General features: G+C 60.9%; 14 protein-coding genes. 10 read left to right on the top strand and 4 right to left on the bottom strand.

From position 1 onward, the window contains the following. Nucleotides 1–346: 346 nt before the first annotated feature. The gene (locus GY769_15805) at nt 347–490 is read left to right on the top strand and encodes a hypothetical protein (GenBank protein MCP4203383.1); all 144 of its coding nucleotides are present in this window, start codon (nt 347–349) and stop codon (nt 488–490) included. Between the two features lie 110 nt (nt 491–600). Here the strand turns inward: GY769_15805 and GY769_15810 are convergent, their stop codons facing one another. Continuing rightward, nucleotides 601–789: a helix-turn-helix transcriptional regulator gene (locus GY769_15810; GenBank protein MCP4203384.1), complete on the bottom strand. Its 189-nt coding sequence runs from the start codon at nt 787–789 to the stop codon at nt 601–603. A gap of 31 nt (nt 790–820) precedes the next feature. Beyond that, on the bottom strand, nt 821–1,891 hold the full coding sequence (locus tag GY769_15815; protein MCP4203385.1) for a transposase: 1,071 nt from the start codon (nt 1,889–1,891) through the stop codon (nt 821–823). A gap of 193 nt (nt 1,892–2,084) precedes the next feature. On the opposite strand from GY769_15815, the gene GY769_15820 reads away from it, so the two are divergent. After that, nucleotides 2,085–3,125: a hypothetical protein gene (locus GY769_15820; protein ID MCP4203386.1), complete on the top strand. Its 1,041-nt coding sequence runs from the start codon at nt 2,085–2,087 to the stop codon at nt 3,123–3,125. After that, nucleotides 3,085–3,924, top strand: a complete 840-nt coding sequence (locus tag GY769_15825) for a hypothetical protein (GenBank protein ID MCP4203387.1) — start codon at nt 3,085–3,087, stop codon at nt 3,922–3,924. The genes GY769_15820 and GY769_15825 overlap by 41 nt, the downstream gene beginning before the upstream one ends. A gap of 293 nt (nt 3,925–4,217) precedes the next feature. On the opposite strand, the gene GY769_15830 is transcribed toward GY769_15825, so the two are convergent. Beyond that, entirely contained in the window at nt 4,218–5,057 is an 840-nt protein-coding gene (locus GY769_15830; GenBank protein MCP4203388.1) for a pirin, read from the bottom strand. A 364-nt stretch (nt 5,058–5,421) separates the two neighbouring features. Then, nucleotides 5,422–7,254 (bottom strand): CPBP family intramembrane metalloprotease, encoded by a 1,833-nt coding sequence (locus GY769_15835; GenBank protein ID MCP4203389.1) that lies wholly within the window; start codon nt 7,252–7,254, stop codon nt 5,422–5,424. 250 nt (nt 7,255–7,504) lie between these two features. Here GY769_15835 and GY769_15840 point away from each other — a divergent pair, with 250 nt between their 5' ends. The 7 genes from GY769_15840 to GY769_15870 all read left to right on the top strand — a co-directional run. Next, nucleotides 7,505–7,693: a hypothetical protein gene (locus tag GY769_15840; protein ID MCP4203390.1), complete on the top strand. Its 189-nt coding sequence runs from the start codon at nt 7,505–7,507 to the stop codon at nt 7,691–7,693. An 18-nt stretch (nt 7,694–7,711) separates the two neighbouring features. Next, a complete protein-coding gene (locus GY769_15845) occupies nt 7,712–7,858 on the top strand; it encodes a hypothetical protein (protein ID MCP4203391.1) in 147 nt (48 codons plus the stop codon). Nucleotides 7,859–8,262: 404 nt separating this feature from the next. After that, nucleotides 8,263–8,487, top strand: coding sequence for a hypothetical protein (locus GY769_15850; GenBank protein ID MCP4203392.1), 225 nt, complete (start codon nt 8,263–8,265; stop codon nt 8,485–8,487). 3 nt (nt 8,488–8,490) lie between these two features. Then, nucleotides 8,491–9,000 (top strand): Glu/Leu/Phe/Val dehydrogenase, encoded by a 510-nt coding sequence (locus GY769_15855; GenBank protein ID MCP4203393.1) that lies wholly within the window; start codon nt 8,491–8,493, stop codon nt 8,998–9,000. 8 nt (nt 9,001–9,008) lie between these two features. Beyond that, nucleotides 9,009–9,215 carry a hypothetical protein gene (locus GY769_15860; GenBank protein ID MCP4203394.1) on the top strand — a complete coding sequence of 69 codons (207 nt, stop codon included), beginning with the start codon at nt 9,009–9,011 and terminating at the stop codon, nt 9,213–9,215. Between the two features lie 223 nt (nt 9,216–9,438). Further along, a complete protein-coding gene (locus GY769_15865) occupies nt 9,439–10,428 on the top strand; it encodes a class I SAM-dependent methyltransferase (GenBank protein MCP4203395.1) in 990 nt (329 codons plus the stop codon). A 126-nt stretch (nt 10,429–10,554) separates the two neighbouring features. Continuing rightward, the coding region (locus GY769_15870) for a transposase (GenBank protein MCP4203396.1) at nt 10,555–10,743 on the top strand (189 nt) is incomplete at its 3' end.

The raw sequence follows: 10,743 nt of genomic DNA on the forward strand, positions 1-10,743 counted from the left end.
ACCTCTGGAGCGTGCGTCTCGGCCACGTCGGCGGCACCGTCACCACCTCGAACGGCGCGATCCACGCCGACGACTTCGCCTCCTGGTAGCGGCGGCGGCGCCGTGGCCCGCTCTTCCGGCTAGGCGCGCGGGCGGCACTGTCAACTTGACGCGCGGAGCCCGCACCTCGGTTGGGAAACGTGGAAGAAGGCGGTTCGCGTTGAAGACGAGGCCGCAGCCACACTAATTCTCAACGAAACGGACCTAGTGACGGCGGACGGCCCGCCTGGAGGACTTCCCAGAGAATAGGTGCGAAGCTTCTTTCGCGCGAGAGAACTCGCGGAGCGAAGTGTGTATAGCAGTGGGTGTGACTGAGACGCTCCGCATGTACCTGAAGGAAGCGCTCGAAGTGATGAGCCAGGGCTCGGTAGAGGACCGTGCGCTCCGGACGCCGTGGGCGATAGACCTGAGCACTCGATGCGGCAGCGGACGACTCCACTCTGAAGAGTGAAGGCGAAATCGGCGGCCGCGACCTTGCGATCGAACCACGACGACAAGTCTCGGAAGGTCCCAGAAGTCGCCCTTCTCGGACGTGACGCGCCACTAGATTCGAACCACTCGTTAACTCAACGCAACCGTGTTCTCGATCGCAATATCAAGCTCGTCGAGAAGGTCCTTCACGAGTCTTCGGCACCGGAAGAACCGAACGGTCTGGCCGCTTTCCCAGTATCGAATAGAGGTGGGGTCGACGCATAAATGCCGTGCCAGTTTCTTCTGCGAGTAGCCCAGTCGTCGCCGAGCTGCTTTCAACCCCGTAGGGTGCCAATAATCGGCCCACACCTCACGCGGCCTCACGATAGTAGTAGTTGAGCAGCCCACCGACCCTCTCCCGACACTGGACGCTTCCATTTCGGTCCGCTGGTCTCGACAACGGCGTCAGCAGCTCATTGTCGAGTCCTTGGTGGTTCCTCTCACGGTGGTAGTGCTCGACGTACTCGTGGACGACGAACCGCAAATGCCGCTCGCCGAGGAACACTACCCGGCTCAGACACTCCTCCTTGATCGAGCGCACAAATCGTTCCGCGTAGGCGTTCAGATTCGGACTTCTTGCCGGCAACCGTATAGGCTCCACGCCGCTCCCCCGCAAGATCTCACTGAACGCTTTTGTGTACAGCGAATCCCGATCGTGGATCAGGTGACGCGTCTTGCGGAGAAAACCACCGAATCCGTCGGTCAGATTTCGTGCCATCTGCTCCATCCATTCCCCGTACGGCTGGCTGTGGATGCCAGCGATCTTCACTCGACGGGTCTTGAGCTCGATCACGAAAAGCACGAAGTAGCGCCTGAGCCCTCCCCAGCTCAGCACCTCCACCGTGAACAGGTCGGCCGCTGCGATCCAATCCCAGTGAGCCTCGAGGAACGTCTTCCAGGGCGTTCGCCGGCTCCGCTCCGGAGCCGGTTCGATCCCATGATCCTGGAGAATCCGCTTCACCGTGTTGCGACCGATCTGGTGCCCAAGGTTGGCGAGAGCGCCACGGATCCGGGTGTAGCCCCACCTGGGATTCTCCTCCGCCATCCTGACGACCAGCTCCGCAATCTGCTTCGCCGTGGTCGGGCGACCTCGACCTCGGTGGCAACTGCCGTCGTACTTCTTGGCGATCAGCCTCCGATACCACCGCAGGATCGTGTCGGGTGTGACGATCCCGGCCACTTCACCCAGAGCCTTGCGTCCGAGCACCTTGCCCCGGACCGCAAGACGACGGCGCTGCTCATCCGTGAGACGCAGACGCCCGCTGCCGAGCTGCTGATGCAGGATCCGATTCTCTTCTCGCAGGTAGTCGATCAAGTCTACCTGGTGGCGGTTCAGCCATCCGGCCATCGTGAAAACGAGGAAGTGTAGAGAGTGAGACATCGCCGGAGACTACGGGCCCACGCCAGATGGGGTCCAGAAGAAGCGAGGCGGTGGTGCGTGACCTACCTGTAGGCAGAGCGACGTCATGTCGGCCGACTTTTGGCACCATACGGGGGCCGGCGGAGCATGTTCACTCTGTTGAAGTGTTCACTAATCATGAACACTGTGGCATAATGAACGCCGAGGTGCCGCCATGCGCGAAACAGAAGAGACCATCCTGCACAGAGCTGAAGAAGCACTCGAACGCCTGGGACTTCACTGGGAGATCCTGCACCGGGAGCCCCTGCTGCCAACCAAGCGCGCTGATGCTGTCGTAAAGCTCCACCACCCGGAGGGGGAAGTCGAGTTCGTCGTCGAGGTGAAGGCTCGGCCAACTCAGCATGTTGCCGATGCCCTTGCTCGGCCTGGCCTCGCTGACACGCCTCAACTGCTTGTAGCGGACTACATCAACCCGAAGCTGGCGGACCGGCTTCGGGAGAATGGAGTGAACTTCGTCGACGCAGCCGGCAACGCCTATCTTCGGCAGGAAGGACTCTACATCTGGGTCAAGGGAGAGAAGGACACACTGCGGCTCGAGGCTGAGCGAGAGCGGCGCCGTGCGTTCCAGCCGAGCGGCTTGAAGCTGCTCTTCGCGCTCCTTTGTCGACTCGAGCTGGCGGAGACTGATTATCGGACGCTTGCCGACACCGTCGGTGTCGCCCTCGGCACCGTGCAGTGGGTGATGCGGGATCTCATCAACGATGGGTACGTCATGAGACTTGGGAGATTCGACCGCCGACTCGTGGAGCCGAAGGAACTTCTTGACGCTTGGGTACCTGCCTACGCTCGCGATCTGCGACCGCGGCTCTTGCTCCAGCGATTCGAAGCCGAGGACATCCGGTGGTGGAGAAAGACAGATCTTCGGCACCACGGCGCATTGTGGGGAGGCGAGCCTGCCGCAGCACGGCTAACCAAGTACCTCAAGCCGGGAACCTTGACGATCTACGCTGACAAGGTCCCGGCACGTCTGGTTGCGGCGAAACGTCTGAAGAAGGACGCTGATGGCCGAGTAGATTTTCGGAAGAAGTTCTGGCGTTTCGATACAGACAAGAGGACGCAGATTGTGCCACCCGTCTTGGTGTATGCAGACTTGCTTGCACTGGCCGACCCGCGAGCTCGCGAAACAGCTGAGCGGCTCTACGAGGAAAAGATAGATGGACCTTTCCGGGTACACCTCGCTCGCTGGACTCGCTGAGGCGATCGCAGCAGTCCTGGATGCCGCTTCGCGCCTTGGCTGCAAGATCTACGTGACTGGTGCTTTGGCCCGAGATCTGTGGCTGGAGTTCGGGCACAAGATCGACACCGGTAGGGAAACCCATGATGTCGATTTCGCGATCGAATGCGCCGATTGGCAGACCTTCGAGCGCCTCAAGGACGCATTGGACACTCAGGACGTGAAACTCGACGAACGAATGCAGCACAGATTCAGGCATCCGAACGGTACCTTGATCGACTTGATTCCTTTCGGAGGCGTCGAAAGGCCAGATCGAACGATCGCCTGGCCTCCGAACGGAAACCCCGTAATGAACCTTGTCGGGTTCACAGAGGTGGCAGAATCCACGGTTGGAGTTGTGCTTCCCGGCAACGTGAGCGTGCCCGTGGTTACACTGCCCGCACTTGCCGTGCTGAAGCTCCTGGCCTGGGAAGATCGGCGCCGAGGTCCGGCTCAGGATAAGGACGCGTACGACCTCGTCGTCATCGGCAAGCACTATCTTGAGATCCGGGAGCCTCGACTCTCCATCGAGGATGAGGCAGATCTCATTGAGCGGCATGGCTTCGAAGACAAGTTCGCCAGCGCTGAGCTGCTCGGTTCCGATATGGCGAGATTTGGCTCAGCGGCGGTCCGAGAAGCGATCGACAGCATCCTCGAGCGCGAAGAGGATCCCGAAGGTCCGCTCGAACTCGCGCGAGTTGTCTTGAGTTATGAGCCTCTTGAAGGTGTCGGTTTCGTGGCTGCGCTTCGGGCGGGTTTCCTGGGGCACCCGAGGCCATAAGGCGGCGGCTCGTAGCTCGCGGTATCAGTTGACGTTTGGCTGGGAACAGCGAGGGTCCGCCGCCGCCGTCGCCGGTGCTGTTGGGAGGGGTGGGAGTCCCGCGGGATTTCTGGACCGGGGGTCGAGTGGGCGTTTCCACAGACAGGTGGCGACTACTACTGGGAGAACTACAGGAACAACTACAGGGATGGGGGTACCGTTCATGCGTGGATTCGCCGCCGAGGGGGTACCGTTTATGCGTGCCGGGGGGTACCGGATATGTGTGGAAAACTCCGCGTTTCCACAGCCGTGAGTCAAAACTCTTGGGCCTGTCGAACGTGACTGGCTGACGGATGGAGGCGCAGACCACCGGGAACCGCTGCGACGCGTGCCGACGGGTAGAGCATGAGGACCTGCAGTAGCGCTGCCCTGAACTTGCGCTTGAAGTTTCGTCGATCGTTGTAACCGGCACCGAATTGCTCGGCGAGTGCCGGCCACGGGATACGGGTCGGCCGTCTCAAGTAGCTATTGCGATAGGTGAGCCAGCAGTAGATGTCTAGCGCGAGCGGGCTGCGCAGGCCCCGAAGAGTCGCCATGTCGATGGGTACCGGCTTCTCGGCCAGGGCGCGGAACCCAAGTTCGCTGAGGATGACGTAGGAACCCCAGAATGGTTCGTCGCCTGGCCCAGATGGCGACCACCAGAGCCGGGTCTTGTCGGCGATGGTGAACCGATCATCGGTGAGCCTGCCGGCGCCCGGGTCGAAGTCGGTGAAGGAGACAGTGGAGAGGAAGAGCCGCGCCATCTGGTCGCGAAGACGGGGAATCGTTCCGGACTGTCCGCCGGTCGGCGTGAGGCCGATCTCGTTCATGAAGCTGGAGAGCGAGCGGCCAAGCTCGAGACGTCGTGACTTAGTGCGGCAGGCCTCGCGAGTCATCCAGGCGAGCAGAAGGCGCGGATAGCGCCCGTACGGCAGACCGAAGTCTTTGTCGGCGGTGATCTTGAGCGTCAGGCGGCCGTTGCGGCGGGTGAAGACGAGAGCATCGGTGCTCTTGTGCGGCAGCGTCGTCTGCACGAATGCCCGGGCCATGAAGCCGAGGTCGATGGCGCTGCCCGAGGTCGTGCGAGATAGTGTGTGCTGTGCCGGACGAGACACCGGCTCAGGCCGCCCGCGCGGCTCTCATGCTGCACTCTCGCTGCACTGCGGGCGGCCAAAGTGGGCCAAATCGGGACCGAGGAGGACAACAGCGGTTCTCGTAAGTCGCTGAAAATGCTGGCCTTGCCTGTCCTGGTTGGTCCTTCTCTGGGCTGCTGGGGGCGGCTTTTAATCTGATGGTCGGGGGTTCGATTCCCTCACGGCCCACCACCGTAAAGCACCGAAAACAGGATGCTTGCTGACTCCGCGAGTCATCGCCAAAGGGCTCTCTGAGACAAGCGGAACAAAGACGCCGGAGAGCCGCTCCGCTCTTGCCCTGGAGACGCTAAGCTGTCAATGCTTGAATCGGGAGAGCCTATGGGACTCAGAGAAGCGACCGCGCGAGCAGGAAGGCTCCGGCGCCGAGGTAGTGCAGAGTCAGCGGCGCGACGAGGCTTTCAGCGCGCTCGCGGCAGATGCCCAGTGCCAGCCCCAGAAGCAGGCCTCCGAAGATTGCCACGACCAGCGAGGACGAGGGGCTGGCGGTCGTCGCCGGCAGAGCGAGGTAGAGGGGGACGGTCCAGAGGGCAAAGAAGACCGCGCTGAGCAAAGCCGGCCAGGAAACGAACCACGGTCCTCCCGTCCGCTGGGCCCGGTAGCGCGCCATCAGGACGCCCTGGGCGACTCCCCGGAACGTGATCTCTGCGACCACGGGTAGAAGAAGCAACAAGGGCACGAGCTTCGCCAGCTGTAGGAGGTTCGGAGAGCCACCGACCCCGGGCATCCAAGCCCCGCCGAGCAGAGCTCCCACCACAGCCAAGGGACTCAGCCACAACCAGTCCCAGCCCGCGGGGAGCCGAATGCCGAAGAGTCCTGGTCTCCGTGAAGCCTTGAGAGTCAAGAGCAGGAGACAGGTAACGGCGACTGCGGCGCCGCCGAAGAGCGCGAGCTCTCGCTGCCCCATCACACCGGGCCAGGACGGCGTCGCCGAGCTCACAGCTGCGATCACCCAGCCGACGACCATGGACAGCGAACTCAAGAGGAACGCCAGCCCAGCCGATGTCGCGCACTGCTTGAGCGATGGGCGACGGTAGGCGAGCTGACAGGCCGCGGCGATGTCTCCGGGCTCGAGCTGCGTTCCGGAGCCCCGGGGCGAACCACCGATCTCGCCGGAACCTCCCCAGCAGTTCGACGACCGGCTGTTCTTGACGGCCGGATCCACCAAGTTGAGAGTCCGGTAGGCCTCTTTGAGGTTCGCCGGAAGGAAGCTATCGACTTGGCGCACAGTGTAGGCGCCGGGGCCCTTCTGAAGCACGACGATCCCCAGCCGCTTGCCGTATAGCCGCTTGAGAACCGGCTCGGCCTCATAAATGCCGCAGTCACAGCGACAGACGACAACGATTCGGTCAGGTGACAGCTCCTCGAGCGCGAGCTCCTCGACACCCGGCATGGTGTCGAAGAAGTCAATGGGATAAACCATCCGGTCGACGATTCCGAGTTGCGCCATCAGGCTTTCGAGGAGTGTGTCCTCATTGCCCTCGTCCGAGGCCGACAGCTCGACCTCACGCAGCGCGTCGAGCCGGGCCAGCGTTTCCTTCAAGTCGGTCTCACCCATACCGCTGAACTCCAGGAACTCGAGTCCCTGGGAATCGATCAGCCCCTCAACCCTTATAAGCGGTATGGAAGCACGCCGGATCTCGGGCTGCTCGTCGCCCAGGTTGACGCTGTTCAGAAGCACCCAGATGGCCAGGACCGTGTCGAGGTCGGGCTGGTTGGCGAGGATCGTCCACGGTCGCTCGCGGAGATCCAGCCCCCTCAGAACCAGGACCATCGCCTGCTCGCAGGCCGAGAGGGTGAACCGGCGGATGACGCCCTCGTGGTGGTCGAGGTTGAAGACCTGCCGCTCGTGATCCAGAAAGGGCTCGTCCTGGGCTGTGCCGTCCAAGAATATGGTTCCCTCCGGGGCCTTGCGAGCCGCGGCGGCGGTCACCGAGAGGTCCCGTTGCAGGCGGACCTTGATCTCGGGGGTTTCGCGGCTGGTCAGGTACCGACCGTTGTCATCCTGCTTGATGACATAGCGCTGGGGTTGCTGGTCGGAGAACTCGGCCAGGACTGGGAGCGGCAATGTCTCTGCCGTGGCCTCGTCGTCCGGTAGCCTCTTCGATTGCGAGCCTCTCAGAAAGGATACCGCGTCGGGATTGGTTGGCTCGGGTTTCATGCCGGACGACCGCCTCGGGAGGGAGACAAAGAGTCTAGCAGCCGGCAGATCCTCGGTCGTGCCGCGATTCTAGGAACGATGAGCGTGCTCAGGTTCGTTATTGCAGAGCCGGAATTGCTTTTCCAGGCCGGGGGCGTGGTCCATCTTTTGGAGACTCGCCAGATCTACTTACTCATTCACGGGACAAGGCTCTACTACCGGCAGGCGACTGGCAGCCGGAGTGGAGAGAGGATTAGGGGAGGTTTTCCTCATGAGCGCGCGCATTGCCATCGTGGAAGGCACAGTAATGCTGGATCAGCATCGCGGCAACCAGCCCCCGGGTGGAATCGTCGATGAAAGCAACGAGGGCAACAATGGTGTCTCGGTCCTCATAGACAAGTACGATGAAATTAACGGCAGCACGGGGACTTACCTGATTGGCTGCTGGTACAGCCAGTAGCTGTTCGCCTTCTATAACTTGAAGGGAAGCTTGCAGGTTTGGTGGTCGGGACGCAGTGCAGCAGCGCAGCAGCTCTACGAGAACCTGCTCGCAGGGCGTAGTTATGGCGACCTCAACAAGGCAGAATCCGAGGAGTTCGTGCAGTCCTTCGACGAGGACCTATAGGCGCCGGAGAATGCTGTCTATGCCACGTCGCGCTGCAACTCCTTGCTTCGCGTGCGGCGAACCGACTCGTTGCGTAGTGCGTCAGCAAGGCCCTGGCCGAGTTGATCGCGCCGTCCCGCTCTGTGCCGAGTGCATTTCACTCTGGCAGGATCAGCCTGTTGGCCGACAGTTCCTACTAGCTTCCCGCCGATGTTGGGGCGCAGCAACGATCAGAAATCTCTTTGGCGAAGACACCGCTCAAAGAACTCCGTCGCACAACGCAGGCCAGCGCGGCCAACAGACGGCCGCAAGGTAGAGCAGCCATAGACCGATTCGCATACGCGTATCGCACGCTGACGAACTCCTGACACCGGCCGACGAATATCGCTCTGCAGGGACGTTTTGTCGATTCTATGAAGCAGGCCATGACGGTGCATCTTCCTACCGCGGTCCCGTCGATTAGCCAGGGCTATCCGGAGGAGCTCAACCCGCACCTCGTGGCGCTGCTTCAGTTCGACGCTGCCGAGCGCTTCGTTCTAGGCCTCGACGAGGGGCTGCGGGAGTATCTCCGGCGCCCGATGAAGGCGGTTACGGTCGAGTTTCCGGTTCAAACCGAAAAAGGCGGGATCGAGATCTTTGTTGGATACTGAGTCCTGCACAACAACGTTCGTGGTCCGGGCAAGGGTGGCATCCGGTTTCACCCCGGCGTCACACTCGACGAAGTCCGGGCGCTTGCCACTTGGATGACCTGGAAGTGCGCCATCGTCCAGGTGCCTTTTGGCGGCGCCAAAGGAGGCGTGGTGTGCGATCCGAAAAAACTCACCACGAACGACCTGCAGACGATTACTCGCCGGTTCATCGAAGGTCTGGGTGACAACATCGGGCCCCATACCGACATCCCGGCACCCGACGTCAACACCGACGCGCGAACCATGGCCTGGATCTACGACGCCTACGAAGGGCTGCACCCGGGAAGAAACAACCTGCCGGTCGTGACCGGCAAGCCCCTTTCGATGGGCGGATCGTGCGGTCGCGGTGAAGCGACGGCCAGTGGCGCTCTCATCTGCGCCGCGCGCGCCGTTGAGCAGGGAATCGTGCCGGATCTTGGCTCGCTGGACGGAGCCACCGTGGTCATTCAGGGGTTCGGCAACGCGGGTCGGTAGCGGCCAGGCTGTTTGCCGACGCGGGCGCGCGGATCATCGCGGTCAGCGACTCGACCGGTGGGATCTTGAATCCGGCCGGCCTCGATCCGCTGTCGGTTCTCGAGCACAAGAGGGCCAATGGGTCGATCGCCGGTTTCCCTGGCTCCCGGCCAATCGGCAACCGCGATCCGGTCAGAATAGGTGCCACCCTCTTATCTAAGCCTTGTAGATTCTGAGACTTAGACTTCCCCCAGTCTCCAGGTGCCAGCCGAATACTGAGGGAACCCTCGGATCTGCTCGGCCCAGGTGCCAGCCGAATACTGAAGATCTCGCTCCAAGCGCGGCTGCACCCGTGACATATGATTCTCCCGTGTGACTGGCGCTCTTGTCTCCTGTGCCGGGGGGTATTCGATGACCAGGAAGAGCTCGGAGAATCAGCAGTCGGGTGCAGTACGTTTCTTGATCAAGCTGTTCCAAGTAGTTCTCTACATACCAATCCAGGTGGCCTTCATCCCGGTTGCCATTGTCGGGCTGATAGACGCCATATTCAAGGAAATGGTGGTGAGCGCAAGACTGGGCGTCTCTTTCACAGCGATCAAGGCGCTTCAATACCGATGGTTCATGCATTACTTCGGCGCCAGACCGGACCCCATTTCTGTGGCATTCACAAAGAAGTTGCCATGTGAATCACATTTCGGACTGTGGTCGACCCTTGGAGCTCTCATCGTTGCCCAGAGGCTCTTCGGTCTTACTACCGCCTTTGGTCGACTTGACGAGCTAGGCAAAGAGACAATGTCTTCGACTCCGACTCGACGGGTGGTCATGTTCGACGAGATAATGGAGCATTACGTCGACGATATGGAGCAGATCGTCATCCTTGGGGCTGGCTTCGATCTGATAGCTCTTCATTTCACGAAGGGCAAGAACACCAAGGTCTTCGAGCTCGACCAGCCCGGGACACTGAATGTGAAAGTGGAGACCCTGAAAAGAGCACGCATAGCAAATGACTGGATCACCTATATCCCAGTTGATTACTCGAGAGAATCCTGGGCCGACAAGCTCCTGGAAGCTGGCTTTGACAGGACGAGGAAGACCCTGTTCCTCTGGCAAAGCGTTTCTTTGTTCCTAGAGCCCGACATCGTCAAGAAGACCCTCAGGGAAATGGCGGACTTGTGTGCAGATGGCTCCATCATCGCTCAAGACTTCTACTCCGAGGCATTCATATCGGGCAAGATTTCGAGAGCAGTCAAAAGATCCGTGAAAGTCATAGAGAGAATGGGAGAGTATTGGAGGTTCGGGATAGACATGTCGAATGATCCCGAGGCGGCGACAAGGTCATTCTTGAAGGAATGTGGGCTGAGAATGACGAAGTACTTTCAATTCGGGAAGAAACTGGATATGGAGCCCTTTTACTGCATTGTCGAGGCTGAAAGGCTGGAGGACGCATAGGGAGCCCCTCAGAAAAGGTGCCTGATGGTGCCCCTTTGCAGGTGCCACCCGAATGCTGAAAGTGGAGTTGCCCCGATTTTGTGGACAAGTTTCTAGCCCAGAGAATGGGCGGGAAGGAGTTCACGAATGGGCAAGACGAGACGGGGCTTTAGTGACGAGTTCAAGCGCGAGGCAGTTCGTCTGGCGTACGAGAGCGGCCGCCGATTGAGCGATGTAGCCCGGGAGCTGGATGTGCGTCCGGATCTGATCCGGCGGTGGCGCAAGAAGCTGAGCGGGGGTCAGGAGGGGCGTGCGCCGACGACAGAAGAGCAGGAG

The organism is bacterium, from assembly GCA_024224155.1.
GTDB lineage: Bacteria > Acidobacteriota > Thermoanaerobaculia > Multivoradales > JAHEKO01 > CALZIK01.

Coding starts and splice junctions, on each gene's coding strand:
- GY769_15820 (MCP4203386.1), top strand. CDS start 2,085: ATGCGCGAAACAGAAGAGACCATCCTGCACAGAGCTGAAGAAGCACTC.
- GY769_15815 (MCP4203385.1), bottom strand. CDS start 1,891: ATGTCTCACTCTCTACACTTCCTCGTTTTCACGATGGCCGGATGGCTG.
- GY769_15840 (MCP4203390.1), top strand. CDS start 7,505: ATGAGCGCGCGCATTGCCATCGTGGAAGGCACAGTAATGCTGGATCAG.
- GY769_15850 (MCP4203392.1), top strand. CDS start 8,263: ATGACGGTGCATCTTCCTACCGCGGTCCCGTCGATTAGCCAGGGCTAT.
- GY769_15835 (MCP4203389.1), bottom strand. CDS start 7,254: ATGAAACCCGAGCCAACCAATCCCGACGCGGTATCCTTTCTGAGAGGC.
- GY769_15825 (MCP4203387.1), top strand. CDS start 3,085: ATGGACCTTTCCGGGTACACCTCGCTCGCTGGACTCGCTGAGGCGATC.